Origin of the sequence: Serratia sp. Nf2, from assembly GCF_003028435.1 — a bacterium.
Classification (GTDB): domain Bacteria; phylum Pseudomonadota; class Gammaproteobacteria; order Enterobacterales; family Enterobacteriaceae; genus Serratia; species Serratia marcescens_L.
Genome location: NZ_PYTW01000006.1, coordinates 253,661 through 270,151, shown reverse-complemented (window position 1 = coordinate 270,151; position 16,491 = coordinate 253,661). Strand labels below are relative to the sequence as shown.

The window sequence follows — 16,491 nt, the reverse complement described above, 5'->3', positions numbered from 1 at the left end:
TGAGGTCTTTAAAAAGCACCGGCGATCGGGTGGCGGGCGACAAAGTGCCCGGCGCCAACCTGCACCAGCGGTGCGGTAACGGATTCATCGCCCAGCGCGCGCACCGGGCTCGGGATCTCATCGGCCGGCAGCGGCTGCCGTTTGTGGGCATGCGCGGGATCGGCCACCGGCACCGCCGCCATCAGCTTGCGGGTGTAGGGGTGCTGCGGATTGTCGAACACCGCCTGCCGTGGGCCGATCTCGACGATCTGCCCGAGGTACATCACCGCCACCCGGTGGCTGATGCGCTCCACCACCGCCATGTCGTGTGAAATAAACAGAAAAGCGATGCCGAACTCGCGCTGCAGATCGAGCAACAGATTGACGATCTGCGCCTGAATCGACACGTCCAGCGCCGAGACCGCCTCGTCGGCGATCACCACTTTCGGGTTCAGCGCCAGCGCGCGCGCGATGCAGATGCGCTGGCGCTGGCCGCCGGAAAATTCGTGCGGGTAGCGGCGCGCATGCTCCGGCAGCAGGCCGACGCGTTCCAGCAGCCAGGCCACCCGTTGCTCCGCCTCCCGGCCGCGCATCACGTTGTGCACCAGCAGCGGCTCCATGATGGAAAAACCGACCGTCAGGCGCGGATCGAGCGAGGCGTAGGGATCTTGAAAGATGAACTGAATATCGCGCCGCAGGTGCTGCAGCGCCGGCCCCTTCAACTGATCGATTCGCCGCCCGGCGAAGGTGATGGTGCCGCTTTGGCTGTCCACCAGCTTCAGCAGAGAGCGCCCGGTGGTGGACTTGCCGCAGCCGGACTCGCCCACCAGCCCCAGCGTCTCGCCGGGGTAAAGATCGAAACTGACGTTTTCTACCGCGTGCACCCGGCGAGTGACCCGATTGAACAACCCGCCGCGCAGATCAAAGCGCGTAACCAGATGCTCCACCCGCAGGATCGGCGCAGCGCCTGGCGGCACGGTATCCTGCGGTGCCGTATCCCCCTCGCCGTCCGGCAGCGGAAACTTCGCCGGCAGCGGCCGATCGGCCATCGCCCCCAGCTTCGGCACCGCCGCCAACAGCGCTCGGGTATAGGCCTGCTGCGGCGCGGCAAACAGCTCGCGCACCCGATTCTGTTCCACCTGCTCGCCGCGGCGCATCACCAGCACCCGATCGGCGATCTCTGCCACCACGCCCATGTCGTGAGTAATGAAGATCACCCCCATCTGCATCTCCCGTTGCAGCACACGGATCAGCTGCAGGATCTGCGCCTGAATGGTGACGTCGAGGGCGGTGGTGGGCTCATCGGCGATCAGCAACGCGGGTTTACAGGAGAGCGCCATGGCGATCATCACCCGCTGGCGCATGCCGCCGGAAAGCTGGTGCGGGTAGCGCCCCAGCACCTCTTTGGCCTCCGGAATACGCACCAGATCGAGCATGCGTAGCGCCTCTTGGCGCGCGCTGCGGCGATCCATGCCCTGATGCAGGCGCAGCGATTCGGCGATCTGCTCGCCGACCGGAAACACCGGGTTGAGCGAGGTCATCGGCTCCTGGAAGATCATCGCCATGTCGGCACCGCGCACCGTGCGCAGCGTGCTCTGCGAGGCGTTCGCCAGATCGAGCAGCGCGCCGTCGCGCCGGCGCAGCGTCATGGCACCGCTGACGATGCGCCCGCCGCCCTGCTCCACCAACCGCATCAGCCCCAGCGAAGTCACCGATTTACCGGAGCCGGACTCACCGACGATCGCCAGCGTCTCGCCGCGATCGAGATCGAACGACAGGTTGCGCACCGCTGCCACGGCGCCGTCCGCTTGAGGAAAGCTGATGCTCAGATCGCGCACCGTCAGCACCCGCTGCGGCGGCAATGACAACCCATCGCCGGCGGGCCGGAATGAAACGTCGGTCATACACCCTCCCGGTGAACGCTTAGCGATAAATCCCGACGGACGGCGCATCGCCGACATAACCAAAACCGCGATACATCCCCTCGCAGTTGAACGGCAGCGCGAGATTGCCGTGGCGATCGACGGCGATCATGCCGCCGCTGCCGCCCAGTGCAGGCAACTTTTCCATCACCACCCGATCGCTGGCCGCCTGCAGGCTGAGGCCACCGTATTCGATCAGGGCGGAGACGTCATAGGCCGCCACACCGCGCATGAAGATTTCGCCGGTGCCGGTGCTGGAGACCGCTACCGTCGCGTTGTTGGCATAGCAGCCGGCGCCGATGATCGGCGTGTCGCCCACCCGCCCGGCCTGCTTGTTGGTCATGCCGCCGGTGGAGGTGGCGGCGGCGAGGTTGCCCAGCGCATCCAGCGCCACCGCGCCGACGGTGCCGAATTTGCGATCGGGATCGAGCGGATCGCCGGCCTGCGCCGCGCCGTCGTGATCGAGCAATACCCGGCCCTGCTCCGCCTGGGCGCGGTGCAGCTGATCAAAGCGTTCCTGGGTAAAGAAGAAGTCAGGGGCGACCATTTCCAGGCCGTGGGCGGCGGCAAACTTCTCGGCGCCTTCGGCGGCAAACAGCACGTGTTCGCTGTTTTCCAGCACCGCGCGCGCCGCCAGCACCGGGTTGCGGATATGGCTGACGCCGGCGACGGCGCCGGCATCGCAGGTGCGGCCGTCCATCACGCAGGCGTCCAGTTCGTGAGTGCCCTGATGGGTAAACACCGAGCCTTTGCCGGCGTTGAACAGCGGGCACTCTTCGAGCAGTCGCACCGCTTCGGTCACCGCGTCCAGCGCGCTGCCGCCCTGTGCCAATATCGCCTGCCCAGCGGCCACGATCTCGGACAGCGCCTGGATATACAGCCGTTCTTTTTCCGCACTTAGCGCCGCCCGGGTAATTGCGCCCGCGCCGCCATGAATGGCAATCACTGGTTTGCTCATTTGCCTGACACCCTGTGTTAATCCCGCCGTTGCACAGCGAATAAGCTGAGCGCGGTATCATTATTATTTAGTCTTTTTCGACTCTATTTAGTCCTACAGTGGAAGTACAGCATAACGTCCACGTCCCGCTTTTAGCGTAGTCCGCTTAGACCATTTCGCACCTTGAAATAGCTTATTGGAATAAAAACAGCAGGTTATAAAAAGCAGCGAACCGCCGATCGTGCGGCTGAGATTATTGGTAATTTCGCGTGCGGAAATAGCGGCATGGCGTGAGGAAATAAACGTTCGCGCTGAATAACGCTTATTGTGGCACCCGACCTGCTGTTTTTTCCCCGGTCGGGCGCAGATGATCCGATGATTAAAAACCCGATCCAGGCTGCTGTAAAAAGGCCTCTTCTTCCGGCGTGCTGGTGCGCCCCAATATCGCATTGCGATGCGGGTAGCGGCCGAAACGATCGATGATCGCCTTATGGCGCAGCTCGAACTCCAACTGGTCGCCGTTGTTGAGCTCGGTGTACAGCACCAGCGCCTGCTGGTGGATCAGCGGCGATTCCGAATGCATGAATGGCAGATAAAGGAAGCCGCGCTGCTCGCGGCTCAGCCGTTCGCACTCGCCGCTGCGGATCGCCTCCTGCGCCAGGATCAGCGCCATGCCGTCGCAGGCGAACGACTGCGGCGTACCGCGGAACAGGTTGCGGCTGAACTGATCGAGCACGATCACCTCCGCCAGGCGCCCTTCGATGGTGTCGCGCCAGTGCGCCAGCTCCCCCGCCGCCGCCGCCCGCCAGATTTCGCCGAAACGGCTGTGCAGCAGACGATCGAAATCGTCGTCCTTTTTGAACCACATGATCGGTTCGATCTCGTCGAACCAGAACTCGATAACCTGTTTATGCATCATGATTCTCCTCTGTTTTACGCAGTTTATACCCGATCGCCCCGGCGCCGCAGTGCGAAAGATGGCGGGCATAACCCGTTCTCCCCCCCGGCGTTCTCTGCCATAATACCCGCACTTTGTCGCTATTTTAGCGCACCCTGATTACGGAGTTCCCTTTATGGATCATTGCCATACTTCCGATCTCATCTCCCTGGAGCAAGCGCTGGAAAAAATGCTCGGGCAGATCGCCCCACTACAGCAAACCGAATCCGTTGCCCTGACCGCCGCCGCCGGCCGCATCACCGCCGCGCCGGTGGTCTCGCCGCTCGACGTGCCGCCGTTCGCCAACTCGGCGATGGACGGTTATGCGCTGCGCCTCGCCGATCTGGCGGCCAATGCGCCGCTGCCGGTCGCCGGGAAAGCCTTCGCCGGTGCGCCGTTCGACGGCCAATGGCCGGCCAACAGCTGCGTGCGCATCATGACCGGCGCGCCGATCCCCGCCGGGGCGGACGCGGTTGTCATGCAGGAGCAGGCAGAAGTGAGCGACCAGGGCGTGCGTTTTAACGCGCCGGTTGAAGCCGGCCAGAATATCCGTCTGGCGGGTGAAGACATTCTCCGAGGCGCGAGCGTGTTGCCGGCCGGCGTGAAGCTGGGCGCCGCGCAGCTGCCGCTGCTGGCTTCACTCGGCGTCGCCGAAGTGCAGGTAATGCGTAAGCTGAAGGTGGCGGTGTTCTCCACCGGCGACGAATTGCAGCCGGTCGGCCAGCCGCTGCAGGCGGGCCAAATCTACGACACCAACCGTTTCGCGGTGCGCCTGATGCTGGAACAGCTGGGCTGCGAGGTGCTCGATCTCGGCATTATCCGCGACGATCGCGATGCGCTGCGCGCCGCTTTCGAACGGGCGGACAGCCAGGCCGACGTGGTCATCAGCAGCGGCGGCGTCTCGGTCGGCGAGGCCGACTACACCAAACAGATGCTCGACGAGCTGGGCCAGGTCAGCTTTTGGAAGCTGGCGATCAAACCCGGCAAACCCTTCGCCTTCGGCAAGCTCGGCCACGCCTGGTTCTGCGGCCTGCCGGGCAACCCGGTTTCCGCCGCCCTGACCTTCTACCAGCTGGTGCAGCCGCTGCTGGCGAAGCTGGCCGGCCACAGCGACTGGCGCCTGCCGCCGCGCCTGCGCGCGCGCGCGCTGACCCCACTGAAGAAATCGCCGGGCCGCCTCGATTTCCAGCGCGGCGTGTTCAGCAGCAACGCCGCGGGCGAACTGGAGGTCAGCACCACCGGCCACCAGGGCTCGCACGTCTTCAGCTCCTACAGTCAGGGCAACTGTTTCATCGTGCTGGAGCGCGAACGCGGTTCGGTGGCGGTGGGTGAAACGGTGGAGATCGAGCCGTTCAACGCCCTGCTGAGGAGCTGAGCATGCTGCCGGAATTGACCGACGCCGAAGCGCTGCGCTACAACCGCCAGATCGTGCTGCGCGGCTTTGACTTCGACGGCCAGGAGAAGCTGAAGGCCGCCCGCGTGCTGATCGCCGGGCTGGGCGGGCTGGGCTGCGCCGCCGCGCCTTACCTGGCGGCGGCCGGCGTCGGCCATCTGGTGCTGGTGGATTTCGACACCGTCTCGCTCTCCAACCTGCAGCGCCAGATCCTGCACCGCGACGATCGCATCGGCCAGAGCAAAGTCGCCTCCGCCAAGCGCGAACTGAGCGCCATCAACCCGCATATCCGCATCGACGCGATCGACGGCCGACTGGAAGATGAGGCAGTTGCGGCAGAGATCGCCGCCTGCGATCTGGTGCTGGACTGCACCGACAACGTGGCGGCGCGCGACGCCCTGAATCGCCGGTGCCACGCGCAGCGCAAGCCGCTGGTTTCCGGCGCGGCGATCCGCATGGAAGGCCAGCTCAGCGTGTTCACCTATCAGCCGGGCGAGCCCTGCTACCGCTGCCTGAGCCGGCTGTTCGGCGACAGCGCCCTCACCTGCGTAGAAGCGGGCGTGATGGCGCCGCTGGTCGGCACCATCGGCACCCTACAGGCGATGGAAGCCATCAAGCTGCTGGCCGACTATGGTCAACCGCTGCGCGGCAAGCTGTTGATGTTCGATGCGATGAGCATGCAGTTCCGGGAGATGAAACTGCCAAAGGATCCGCACTGCGAAGTGTGCGGCGGGGAATGACGAGTTCGTCATGAGTGCCTTGAGAAGTCGATGTTGGAAAATCGTGGCATAATATATTTTCCGATACTTTTATGTAAGTAAAGCACCTCTGAGCTATGCAGTTTTATCACAATTAAGCTGAAAAAATATGAGAATCGGCAACAAGCTCACCGGAATACATATGGGTTGCTGCTCTAATTATCACTGAGTGCGTATTAGATCAACGGATCAGCCGGCATGACCACACGATGGCTGCCGCTGATCATATTAACAATTGCGCTGCGTGGACCTTCACGCCAGCGGACATCCGAATAAAATTGAGTAAGCTGGCTTTCCATTTCTGACACGTTTAGAAATGACCGCACCAGATAATAATTATCAGGATCATGGAGTGAATTACCAAAGCGTAATACGTTCACCCCAATTTTCAGGTGCAGAGGTACACTCTGATCTTTCATCAGATCGTGAAATACAGCACCTGTTCCGGGTTTTAACGTGTATTGGAGCACTTCGATCACTGTTGTCATGCTGTTTACCACCTCATTACCTCTGTTCGTCATCATGACCTGATTAATATATCAAGCCTACCGATATGGTGAGATTACTCCTTCTGAGTCATTACTATACAGTAAAATTCCTTTCACTGCATGGGCAGTTATAATTATAAAAACCATAATAAACATTCATTAAATTTATAGCACCTTAAATTAATCCTGCTATTTAGCGTTTAAACAACCCTAAGAAATACTGTTCATACATGCGGATTATCCTGTCGCTAAAGCGCATTTCAAAATGTTACTCTGAAGTTAATGTTTGTGGCTTTATGTGTATTGTTTGAAAATTTATGGAGTGCTAGTTTCTCTTCACCATACAAATAACATGGTTGTTTAAAATAACATAATTAGCAGAAGAAGTTTTTTACAGGGAATGACAGGTGGCAATCATCCGCAATCAATAATGTGGAGTTTGTTATATACAAAATGGATTTAGGAAAAATTTTATGCAACACACCGACCTATTAATGATTGGCTGCGGCCCGTCAAACCTCGCTGTGGGTATCGCACTTGAAGAGTGTACTGAAACCCACAATATCAATTCGTCTCTTATTTTGGAGAAAAGCGACTCTGTTTGCTGGCACCGGGGGATGTTATTTCCCGAAGCGCAATCTCAGGTTTCCTTTCTGAAAGATCTGGTTACGCAACGCGATCCGACCAGCCAATTCAGCTTTCTCAATTTTTTGCACAAAACCAAACGATTGGACAACTTTGTCAACCTGCAGACGTTTAATCCCTACCGTAAAGAGATTTCGGATTATTTACAGTGGGTGGCAGATGGTCTGGCAAAAACACAGGTTGTTTACAATAGCAAAGTAGTGGCGGTGAGGCCGGAACTTGCACCGGAAGGGAAAATTACCGGCTGGCATGTAACCGTTGAAAATGGTGACAGCTATCTTGCCAATCACCTTATTTTCGGAGCGGGTCGCGATCTCAACATACCGGCAGTTTTTGAGCATGTGTCACCGGATAATGTGATCCACAGCGCCAATTACCTGACGGCCCTTGAACGCATAAATAGCGACAGCATTAGCAGCATCGCAGTGATCGGTGGCGCACAAAGCAGTGCAGAAATGTATCAATCCTGCATTGAACATTTCCCGGTAGCCAATATCACTATGATCATGCGATCCATCGGGCTTGTGAATTATGAAGGAAGCCAATTCACAAACACGTTATTTCAGAACGATTATATCAACACGTATTTTAATTGCGACAATACGACCCGCGAAAAGACTCTGGCGGCGATGCATACCACCAATTATTCCGGCGTGGCTCCATCAACCTTGTCAGGGCTCTACCGCTTCCATTATTTGCAGGATTTGCGCGGCGAGAGCCGGGCGGCGATGCTGACACAATGCGATCTTTTACATGCGGTAAATGATGACGGAGGCGTGTTGATCACCTGGAAAGATAACAAGACAGGCCTCACACACTCTGCACGTTTTGACGTGGTGCTGTTGGGCACGGGGTATAAGAATAAAACGCCTGAGCTCTTCGAAAGCTTGTCGAATCAACTCGATATCGAACAGATCCGTGTCGACCGCAATTACCGTGCTGTATTGCCCTACGCCCCTGGCGTTTCTCTCCATTTACAAGGGGTTAACGAAAACACGCATGGCATTGCTGATTCGCTACTGAGTGTGCTGGCTTTCCGTTCAAAAGAAATTCTTGACGACATCACGGCCTGATTTTAGGGAAATAAAATGCATTCCTTCAAACCACTTGATCGCATCAATATGCGATTCGAGAACAATCTGCACGCCCAACGCTTGATGCCATGGCCCGAGCTGAATGCGCCGTTTGAAAGCTCATGGTGCGTTATTGCACCCGGCACCGCCTCCACACCACATGAACATCACGAGTACGAGATCTTCATCGCCATTAAGGGGGAGGCCTTTATCGTTTGCGAAGGAAAAAAAACGCACTTTAAAGCCGGTGATACCGTGCAGTTTCCGCCATTCACCCGGCACTGTGTGCTCAATGAAAGCCATGAGCCATTTGAAATGTACAGCATTTGGTGGGACGCCGAGATGACCGTGCGTTTTGCTCAACGTCACCAACAAAAAAATCAGGTGCCTGACCATGTCTAAAACGCTCGTTATTGCTCCACCGCCCACGCCCAATGGCGATTTGCACGTTGGCCATATGGCCGGCCCCTATTTAGCCGGCGACATTTACGCTCGCTACCTGCGTTTGACCGGAGAGAGTGTCAATTACGCGACCGGCACTGACGACAGCCAAACCTATGTTGTCACCAGCGCTTACAAACTGGGCACGTCACCGGAAAATTTGTGCCGTCAGGCCGCCGATGATATCAGGCACAGTCTGAATGACTGGGGAGTCGAGCTGGATGGCTATGCCCCGTTCGACGACGGCTATAAAGAAATGGTGTATGCCTTTTTGTCTCCCCTACACGAGCAGGGCAAGTTCCGGCTCAAAACCGTCAGGCTGCCGTACTCGACACACCGCGATACGTTTATGGTGGAGTCGTTCGTATCCGGTGAATGCCCGACCTGCCTGGCGCAGTCCCGCGGTGGATTGTGTGAAAGTTGCGGACACCCCAACAACTTTGATGGATTAAAAAACCCGGTGGCGACATTGCCCCCCTACGAATCACTGGAATACAGAGAAACGGAGATCCTGGTGTTCCCGGTGGAAGCATACAGAGCCGAGCTGGAGCGTTATTACGCCGCGAAAAAAGGCAGCTGGCGCCCGCACATTCTTCAGCTGATGACGGAACTGTTCAGCCGAGAGCTGATCGATTTCCCTATCACTTACCCCATTGCCTGGGGATTGCCATCGCATTTCCCCGGCACGGAGGGGCAAGTGCTCAACGCCTGGGCGGAGGGAATGCCGGCATCGATGTACTGCAACGCCTGTGGCGAAAACACCGCGGCGCCGACGGATGCAACCTGGCGTGCAGAAACCGGCAATCGCCTGGCGTATTTCCTCGGCTTCGACAACTCCTATTTTTGGGGAGTGACACATCTTGCCTTGCTGATGGCGCATGAGAGTAAGTACCTGTTGCCTGACACCATCGTGCCCAATGAGTTTTACGAGCTGGAAAACGCCAAGTTTTCGACCAGTCGCGGCCATTTGATCTGGGCTCGCGATCTGGTAAAAACCCTGCCTCGCGACTATGCCCGTTTCTATCTTTGCCTGACCAGCCCGGAGCACAACCGGAACAATTTCAGCCGGGATGCCCTCAGTCAAATCCTTAACGAACGGCTGATTTCCGCCTGGAATGCGCTTGCCCGTGCATACGCCACACAACGCTGGGAATTGCGCCAGAATGACGATGAGGCCAATACTCCTCTGCTGGTCGACACCATGCGTCAGCGCCTGGCTCTGACCTGTCGTCTCGAGACGTTCAGTCAAAGCCGATTGGCTGACTGGTGCCTGCGCCATATTGGGCGCTTGCAGGAGCTGGTTGCGGAAGAAAGCGGCATCAGCCTGAAGGCAATAAATCAACAGTTACGGGTCCTCGTCGACGGTTTGGGGTTGATCATGATTGATCTGCACCACGCTATCGTGAATGCCAATCCGCTGAACGGCAGTGAACAATGGGCTTTGCCTGAACTGCCTCCGATCGCCACCTTCACCAACAGTGGGTCATATGCGTCCTAACATCGCCATCATTGGGGGCGGCATTACCGGCGTCATGACTGCGCTGGCTTGCGCCCGTAAGGGCGCAAGCGTTGAGCTGTATGATGCCGCCGCCATTCCGAACACCGCCAATCTTTCGTGGGCGCATGGTCGCCTGTGGAAACACGTGCACGAAAACAATGCCGCATTGCAACCGCTGGCTGCGCACTCGCTTGCTTTCTGGCGCCAACTCATCGACGCCGGCAGCGAAACAGTCGGTTGTCAGACGCAATCCATTCGTGTGGTGGATGACGCCGATTGTCGTCGTTTGGCGCAGCTGTATGATGCGCTGGCTATAGGTTATGACATCCAGGATCCCGTGTTGTCGACACAGAGCAGCCTGTTGCGCATGCCTAGTGCCAATCGGCGGCTCTTCGTCGGCCATGACGCCATTCTTCTCAATGCACAAAAGGTGTATGCGCATTTGTGCCAGGCGCTGGCAAACACGGGCAGCATCGTGTTGAAACCGCATACGCGCGTAGATCTCGGCACCATTCGGGAGGGGAGACATTTTAGCATTAACGGTGAGCGTAAAAGCTACACGGCGGTGATTTGCACGGCGAGCCGTCCTCTCACCCGACACATTGACCGGTCAGGTATCGCTCCGGCACCGCAATACCAGGTACACCTTGACGTGCACCTCAACGATGCCCGTGCGTGCTTGTTAAAGCCGGTGCTGACGATGGGAGATGAACAGCGATCATGGTGTGTACCGTCGCCGGAACGTCGGATGCTTAAAGTGAGTGCCAGTCGATTTTCCTACTCGATGCCGCCAGACAGTCACGACCTGCAGGCGTGTAAGCGGTATTTGCTTGACCGGCTACGCGTTAAATACGACCAGGTGGATGTCGTTGTGTCGCCCTACTTTGAATTGCCGGCTCAAAAACGGCAAGGCACTGCTTACTGGGGCCGACACGATGTCACCGGATGCATCGCCGTTGAAGCGTGCGATGCCTCTATTTTTAAGATCGCCCCGGCACTGTCCGAGCAAATCAGTCAGCATGTCATTCACGGAGTTAACGAATGAGTAATGAAACCATTTTTCTGAATGTCACACCCCGTCAGACCAGCAAAAGAAACGAAAATTTAATCCTTGCCGCGTCACTGGTTTCCACCCTGGGAAGCGGAATCCTCACCATCGCCAATGCGCTGATCATTTCACAGAGCATGGGAACGGCGAAAGCCGTGGGCACTCTGTTCATCCTGATTGCGCTGCCGCAAGCCTTCTTCTCGGTGTTGTTCGGTAAGTTGTCAGATACTTATGACAGAAAGAAGATCTGCATCATCACCAACGTGGTCAACGCAGCCATCGTCATTGGCGTTTTGGCAGGCATCAATACATTCACCGATCCCTCGATGGTCATTTTCGTCTGCAGCTTTATGCTGTCCATGACCATGGCCATGTTCTTCCCGGCCAATAATGCCATCATCAAAGACTCGGTTGAATCAGGCAGAATGGCTGCCTTCAATGCCAAACTCGAAATGGCGGTGCAAATTGGCGCCTTGACATCGGTGGCAATCGGCGGGTTCCTCATCCAACTGATTGGTGTGGATTTCGTGTTTGTGCTGAACGCCATCACCTTCATCGCCAGTGCGGTGCTGTTCTTCATGCTGACGCCGCGTGTGCAAGAGTCTGATGACGTGTCCGAAGGCAGCACAGTCTCTGAGGTAACGCCGGCTGCAAGCTTATCCACCGTGAGAAAACCCTGGCTGATGCTGCTGTATGGCGTCGGCAATATCATTGTGACGGTCAGCAATATGCTGCTGGTGCTGCTGGTCACCAAACACTTCGCCTCCGGTGCCGGCGTCCTGGGCGTGGTTGACGCGCTGGCCGGCGTGGGGGTGGCCATCGCCGCCGCCATGACGCCGTTCCTGCAGAAGCGTTTTTCCTTACTGACAATAGTCATGTTCGGCTACGTGGCGAATGCGGCATTTATCGCCCTGCAGCCGCAATTTACGCTGCCGTGGCTGATGGTGTTCTTCCCGCTTGGCGCGGTGTGTTTTGGTCTGGCGCGTATATCGTGCCGCACATTGATGTTCAACACCATCCCCTCCCATTACACCGGCCGTTTCTTCGGCTTCAGCAACGCAATTGGACTGACGTCAGCCGTCGTACTGACCTACGCCATTGGCGAACTGGTCGATAACACCACTGTACTTGCCGGTTATGTAGCACTGGCGCTGGCTGTGGTTCTTCTAGCACTCCTGGCATCCACCCTGGTCTTTAAAGGAAAAGTAAAATGAAATTATTGGCGATTGAAGTCGGACAATTTGGTGATTACTACAATTCACGCTACCAACAGGTGGAGCAGTACGGCATCGAGCTGTATGTGCTGTCCGGGGTGGCCGACAGCGATCACTGGCATGCCGGGCGATTCTTTATTTCCGATAGTATGGACATCAACGATTTGACGGCGCTGGCCGCTCAGCTGCATCAGGATTTTCACTTTGACGGGGTGTTCACCTTCGCAGAGAACAGCGTGATCGCCGCGGCAATGATCGCAGACACTCTGCACCTGCCGAGCATCCCGGTCGATGCGGCGGTAAAAAGTCGCAACAAGATCGCCATGCGCGAAGCCCACCGCGCCGGTCAGGCTCCTCACCCAGAATTTCGGCTGACACCGACGCTGCCTGAAGCACTGGAGGCGGCAGCCGTACTCGGTTACCCAGTGATCCTCAAACCCACACTGGGTTCGGCCAGCCAGTTTGTCTACCGCGTCGACACGCCTCAGCAAATGGCGGAGTTCTTCCCCAAAGCGCTGATCGGTATCACAGAAATGAGCCAGTTCAAAAATGAAGGGATCACGGACGTATTGGGTCCCAACTCACTGCTGGTCGAGTCGTACCTGGATGGGCGTGAATTCCTGATCGAGGCCTATTCCTGGGACGGCGTAACGGTGCTGGGATCCATAGTTGATCGTGTCACACTGGAAGGGAACTCGTTTGATGATGATGTCCATCATACGCCAACCGATCTCGATGGCCTGGATCTGCAGCGCGTGCACGAAGCAGTGCATGCCGGTGCCGTAGCACAGGGACTGACGCGCAGCGTGATGCACGCAGAGATCAGACTCCATCAGGGAAAGCCCTACATCGTTGAGATTGCCGCTCGGCCCGGCGGCGGCGGCCTCGATTTTATGGCCCGGATCTCCGCCGGTTATTGCCCAATAAAAGCAGTTATTGATGTGGCGATTGGGCAGAAACCGGACTATCTGCGTTATTCGCCAACCGGTAAACATACGTTCGCGCTTTGCCTGATCTCCGCGGCTGGGCGCATCGACACCATCAGCGTCCCTGAACACGTCACACAGGATCCGAACACTTTCATGCTGAAAATCATCTCACCGCTTGGCAGCGTTATCAAACGGCCGCCGTTGGGGAACGACATTATTGGCTTTCTGGGCGTTAAAGGGAGCAGTCGGCAGGAGACGGAAGAAAAGGCAATGAGCTACAGCCAGCAGGTGATTGTGACGACACGATGAAAAAAATCGGACTGGCCATTGCGTTAGAGAAAGACGCCAATAGCCATACATGGACCTTTATTGAGGCTATCAATTATAGCCTCAAACATTTCCCCGAATTCAAACAAAACACGTTGAAAATCGTCAACGACGAGAAATCAGCGACAGGAGGAAAACGCGCCGCTGCTGAGTTAATTGAATGGGGCGCTGACGTGGTGGTCGGGCATTTTTCCAGTTTTGCCGCTTTGGCGGCATTACCGTTATACACCCGACAATCCGTTCCCTTGATCCTACCGGCTTCGACAGCGTGTGAACTTGGCGAATATAACAAATTTAACAGAACCGAGGTATTGAAATACCAGAAAGATGACGCCGCCTTGCTGGCCTATTGTGCTAATGACAGCATTATTAATTGTCAGGGTGGGAACGTTTATATTGTGATGCAGGATAACCTTTATGCCAATCGGATGAAGGAGCGCCTCCCTATACTGGCCGATGTTCGGATTATCCGGGAACCGCCGCTGCGAGTAGAAAAAGGGGACACGTTTATAATCATTGGCTACAGTGACTTTGCGTCAGCAGCCATCAAAAATCTGTCTCAGACACAGGTCTATCGGATCCTGTTGGTTGATGACTCGGATGGTGTTGAAGTCCATAAATCATGCATTCTACGACCTCAACGTTTGTCACGTGTTCGCTCGGCATCGCATATTTCTCGGCATGGTATGAAACGTCCATACTGGAATGAAACCTTGCTGGCATTATCGCTAGCCTGCAGCATTACATCTCAACAGGAAGCCGAATATGGGGAGGGATTAAGTTTCAACACCTATCTTGGATTACAGGACTTCGATAAATTTAATTGCTATGGCGATTGCATATTGATCTCAGAAGACCTGCTCTAGTCGGCTGTTTGAACGCACAGGCTACATCTGAGCGTCTTATCGAAATAATGCAAAGTTTGTAAAATATTGCCTTACGTAAATCCTTTGTATAACGCCAAGGGGGCCGAGGCACTTAGCTTACTATGAAAAATGTACAGTCAGCCGCTGCGCGGCAAGCTTTTGATGTTCGATGCGATGAGCATGCAGTTCCGGGAGATGAAACTGCCAAAGGATCCGCACTGCGAAGTGTGCGGCGGGGAATGACGGATAAAAAAAGGGCGGGATAATTCCCGCCCTGATGCGTTGCCACGAGGGTTACACGATGCCCTGGCTGCGCAGATAGTCTTCGTAGTTGCCGGTAAAGTCGATCACCTTGTTCGGGGTGATTTCCAGAATCCGGGTTGCCAGCGAGCTGACGAACTCACGGTCGTGAGAGACGAAGATCAGCGTGCCTTCGTACATCTCCAGCGCCATGTTCAGCGATTCGATGGATTCCATATCCAGGTGGTTGGTCGGTTCGTCCATCACCAGAATATTCGGGCGCTGCATCATCAGCTTGCCGAACAGCATGCGGCCCTTCTCACCACCGGACAGTACCTTCACGCGCTTCTTGATGTCGTCCTGGCTGAACAGCAAACGGCCCAGCACGCTGCGCACCGCCTGCTCGTCGTCTTTTTCCTGCTTCCACTGGCTCATCCAATCGAATACGCTGAGGGTGTCGTCGAACTCGTATTCGTGATCCTGCGCGTAATAACCGATACGGGCATTTTCCGACCACTTCACGGTGCCGCTGTCCGGCTGCGCATCGCCCACCAGCGTTTTCAGCAGGGTAGTTTTACCGATGCCGTTGGCGCCCAGCACTGCAACCTTCTCGCCCACTTCCACCATCAGGTTCAGCTTGTTGAACAGCGGGCCTTCGTCGAAGCCCTTGGTGAGCGCTTCCACTTCCAACGCGTTACGGAACAGCTTCTTGTCCTGCTCGAAACGGATGAACGGGTTCTGGCGGCTGGAGGCTTTCACCTCTTCCAACTGGATCTTGTCGATCTGGCGAGCGCGCGAGGTGGCCTGCTTGGACTTGGAGGCGTTGGCGCTGAAGCGGCTGACGAACGATTGCAGCTCACTGATCTGCGCTTTCTTCTTGGCGTTGTCCGCCATCAGACGCTCACGCGCCTGGGTGGCGGCGGTCATGTATTCGTCGTAGTTGCCCGGATAGACACGCAGCTCGCCGTAGTCCAGATCCGCCATGTGGGTGCAGACCATGTTCAGGAAGTGACGGTCATGCGAGATGATGATCATGGTGCTGTTACGCTCGTTCAGCACCTGCTCCAGCCAACGAATGGTATCGATGTCCAGGTTGTTGGTCGGTTCGTCGAGCAGCAGGATCTCCGGATCGGAGAACAGCGCCTGCGCCAGCAACACCCGCAGCTTGAAGCCCGGCGCGATTTCGCTCATCGGGCCGTAGTGCTGTTCCACCGGAATGCCGACGCCAAGCAGCAGTTCGCCGGCGCGCGCTTCGGCGGTGTAACCGTCCATCTCGCCGTAGGCGACTTCCAGATCGGCCACTTTATAGCCGTCTTCTTCGCTCATCTCCGCCATGGCGTAGATGCGGTCGCGCTCTTCCTTCACCGCCCACAGTTCGGTGTGGCCCATGATCACGGTGTCCAGCACGCTGTATTGTTCGAAGGCGAACTGATCCTGACGCAGTTTACCCAGGCGCTCGTTCGGATCAAGGAACACGTTGCCGCCGGTCGGTGCCAAATCGCCGCCGAGGATTTTCATAAAGGTGGATTTGCCGCAGCCGTTGGCGCCGATCAGGCCGTAACGGTTGCCGCCGCCAAATTTAACAGAGATGTTTTCAAACAACGGCTTGCTGCCGAACTGCATGGTGATGTTGTTGGTGCTTAACACAGCGCTCGCTCTTTATACATAGGGAATGTGATTTGGCGCGCATTATGCCACAACGAGGTTCAGAGATCGCGGGAAGTTTTGGTGACATTTTGAGCGGTGGGTTCACACCGTTTGCCGGTGGACATTGGCTTGCGTACAAAAAGTCTGCT

General features: G+C 56.7%; 14 protein-coding genes and 1 pseudogene. 10 read left to right on the top strand and 5 right to left on the bottom strand.

Features of this window, described 5'->3' with window-relative positions; translation table 11 throughout:
- Nucleotides 1–8 precede the first annotated feature (8 nt).
- The 3 genes from C9411_RS15740 to C9411_RS15730 form a co-directional block, all read right to left on the bottom strand.
- Complete coding sequence (locus C9411_RS15740) at nucleotides 9–1,883, bottom strand: dipeptide ABC transporter ATP-binding protein (protein ID WP_107227446.1); 1,875 nt, start codon at nucleotides 1,881–1,883, stop codon at nucleotides 9–11.
- Between the two features lie 19 nt (nucleotides 1,884–1,902).
- A complete protein-coding gene (locus tag C9411_RS15735) occupies nucleotides 1,903–2,859 on the bottom strand; it encodes an isoaspartyl peptidase/L-asparaginase family protein (RefSeq protein ID WP_063988864.1) in 957 nt (318 codons plus the stop codon).
- 358 nt (nucleotides 2,860–3,217) lie between these two features.
- The gene (locus C9411_RS15730) at nucleotides 3,218–3,754 is read right to left on the bottom strand and encodes a DUF924 family protein (RefSeq protein WP_060421380.1); all 537 of its coding nucleotides are present in this window, start codon (nucleotides 3,752–3,754) and stop codon (nucleotides 3,218–3,220) included.
- Between the two features lie 157 nt (nucleotides 3,755–3,911).
- Between C9411_RS15730 and moeA the strand changes: the two genes are divergently transcribed.
- Both moeA and moeB read left to right on the top strand, forming a co-directional pair.
- Nucleotides 3,912–5,150 (top strand): molybdopterin molybdotransferase MoeA, encoded by a 1,239-nt coding sequence (gene moeA, locus C9411_RS15725; RefSeq protein WP_107227445.1) that lies wholly within the window; start codon nucleotides 3,912–3,914, stop codon nucleotides 5,148–5,150.
- A 2-nt stretch (nucleotides 5,151–5,152) separates the two neighbouring features.
- Nucleotides 5,153–5,908, top strand: a complete 756-nt coding sequence (moeB, locus tag C9411_RS15720; RefSeq protein WP_107227444.1) for a molybdopterin-synthase adenylyltransferase MoeB — start codon at nucleotides 5,153–5,155, stop codon at nucleotides 5,906–5,908.
- Nucleotides 5,909–6,102: 194 nt separating this feature from the next.
- On the opposite strand, the gene C9411_RS15715 is transcribed toward moeB, so the two are convergent.
- Nucleotides 6,103–6,414, bottom strand: coding sequence for an NIPSNAP family protein (locus C9411_RS15715; protein WP_107227474.1), 312 nt, complete (start codon nucleotides 6,412–6,414; stop codon nucleotides 6,103–6,105).
- Between the two features lie 473 nt (nucleotides 6,415–6,887).
- Between C9411_RS15715 and C9411_RS15710 the strand changes: the two genes are divergently transcribed.
- The 8 genes and pseudogenes from C9411_RS15710 to C9411_RS15675 form a co-directional block, all read left to right on the top strand.
- On the top strand, nucleotides 6,888–8,132 hold the full coding sequence (locus tag C9411_RS15710) for a SidA/IucD/PvdA family monooxygenase (protein WP_107227443.1): 1,245 nt from the start codon (nucleotides 6,888–6,890) through the stop codon (nucleotides 8,130–8,132).
- 15 nt (nucleotides 8,133–8,147) lie between these two features.
- The gene (locus tag C9411_RS15705; RefSeq protein WP_107227442.1) at nucleotides 8,148–8,534 is read left to right on the top strand and encodes a cupin domain-containing protein; all 387 of its coding nucleotides are present in this window, start codon (nucleotides 8,148–8,150) and stop codon (nucleotides 8,532–8,534) included.
- Complete coding sequence (locus tag C9411_RS15700; RefSeq protein ID WP_107227441.1) at nucleotides 8,527–10,071, top strand: class I tRNA ligase family protein; 1,545 nt, start codon at nucleotides 8,527–8,529, stop codon at nucleotides 10,069–10,071. Before C9411_RS15705 ends, C9411_RS15700 begins: the two co-directional genes overlap by 8 nt.
- Nucleotides 10,061–11,116: an FAD-dependent oxidoreductase gene (locus C9411_RS15695; RefSeq protein WP_107227440.1), complete on the top strand. Its 1,056-nt coding sequence runs from the start codon at nucleotides 10,061–10,063 to the stop codon at nucleotides 11,114–11,116. Before C9411_RS15700 ends, C9411_RS15695 begins: the two co-directional genes overlap by 11 nt.
- The gene (locus tag C9411_RS15690; protein WP_107227439.1) at nucleotides 11,113–12,333 is read left to right on the top strand and encodes an MFS transporter; all 1,221 of its coding nucleotides are present in this window, start codon (nucleotides 11,113–11,115) and stop codon (nucleotides 12,331–12,333) included. The genes C9411_RS15695 and C9411_RS15690 overlap by 4 nt, the downstream gene beginning before the upstream one ends.
- Nucleotides 12,330–13,571: an acetyl-CoA carboxylase biotin carboxylase subunit family protein gene (locus C9411_RS15685; RefSeq protein WP_107227438.1), complete on the top strand. Its 1,242-nt coding sequence runs from the start codon at nucleotides 12,330–12,332 to the stop codon at nucleotides 13,569–13,571. The genes C9411_RS15690 and C9411_RS15685 overlap by 4 nt, the downstream gene beginning before the upstream one ends.
- A complete protein-coding gene (locus C9411_RS15680) occupies nucleotides 13,568–14,455 on the top strand; it encodes an ABC transporter substrate-binding protein (protein WP_107227437.1) in 888 nt (295 codons plus the stop codon). The genes C9411_RS15685 and C9411_RS15680 overlap by 4 nt, the downstream gene beginning before the upstream one ends.
- A gap of 132 nt (nucleotides 14,456–14,587) precedes the next feature.
- Nucleotides 14,588–14,698 (top strand): annotated as a pseudogene (locus C9411_RS15675) (molybdopterin-synthase adenylyltransferase MoeB); the annotation flags it as partial.
- 51 nt (nucleotides 14,699–14,749) lie between these two features.
- Here the strand turns inward: C9411_RS15675 and C9411_RS15670 are convergent.
- Nucleotides 14,750–16,342: an ABC-F family ATPase gene (locus C9411_RS15670; RefSeq protein WP_107227436.1), complete on the bottom strand. Its 1,593-nt coding sequence runs from the start codon at nucleotides 16,340–16,342 to the stop codon at nucleotides 14,750–14,752.
- Between the last annotated feature and the right edge of the window lie 149 nt (nucleotides 16,343–16,491).

Coding starts and splice junctions, on each gene's coding strand:
- C9411_RS15705 (WP_107227442.1), top strand. CDS start 8,148: ATGCATTCCTTCAAACCACTTGATCGCATCAATATGCGATTCGAGAAC.
- C9411_RS15730 (WP_060421380.1), bottom strand. CDS start 3,754: ATGCATAAACAGGTTATCGAGTTCTGGTTCGACGAGATCGAACCGATC.
- moeA (WP_107227445.1), top strand. CDS start 3,912: ATGGATCATTGCCATACTTCCGATCTCATCTCCCTGGAGCAAGCGCTG.
- moeB (WP_107227444.1), top strand. CDS start 5,153: ATGCTGCCGGAATTGACCGACGCCGAAGCGCTGCGCTACAACCGCCAG.
- C9411_RS15695 (WP_107227440.1), top strand. CDS start 10,061: ATGCGTCCTAACATCGCCATCATTGGGGGCGGCATTACCGGCGTCATG.
- C9411_RS15685 (WP_107227438.1), top strand. CDS start 12,330: ATGAAATTATTGGCGATTGAAGTCGGACAATTTGGTGATTACTACAAT.
- C9411_RS15740 (WP_107227446.1), bottom strand. CDS start 1,883: ATGACCGACGTTTCATTCCGGCCCGCCGGCGATGGGTTGTCATTGCCG.
- C9411_RS15690 (WP_107227439.1), top strand. CDS start 11,113: ATGAGTAATGAAACCATTTTTCTGAATGTCACACCCCGTCAGACCAGC.
- C9411_RS15710 (WP_107227443.1), top strand. CDS start 6,888: ATGCAACACACCGACCTATTAATGATTGGCTGCGGCCCGTCAAACCTC.
- C9411_RS15735 (WP_063988864.1), bottom strand. CDS start 2,859: ATGAGCAAACCAGTGATTGCCATTCATGGCGGCGCGGGCGCAATTACC.
- C9411_RS15715 (WP_107227474.1), bottom strand. CDS start 6,414: ATGACAACAGTGATCGAAGTGCTCCAATACACGTTAAAACCCGGAACA.
- C9411_RS15680 (WP_107227437.1), top strand. CDS start 13,568: ATGAAAAAAATCGGACTGGCCATTGCGTTAGAGAAAGACGCCAATAGC.
- C9411_RS15700 (WP_107227441.1), top strand. CDS start 8,527: ATGTCTAAAACGCTCGTTATTGCTCCACCGCCCACGCCCAATGGCGAT.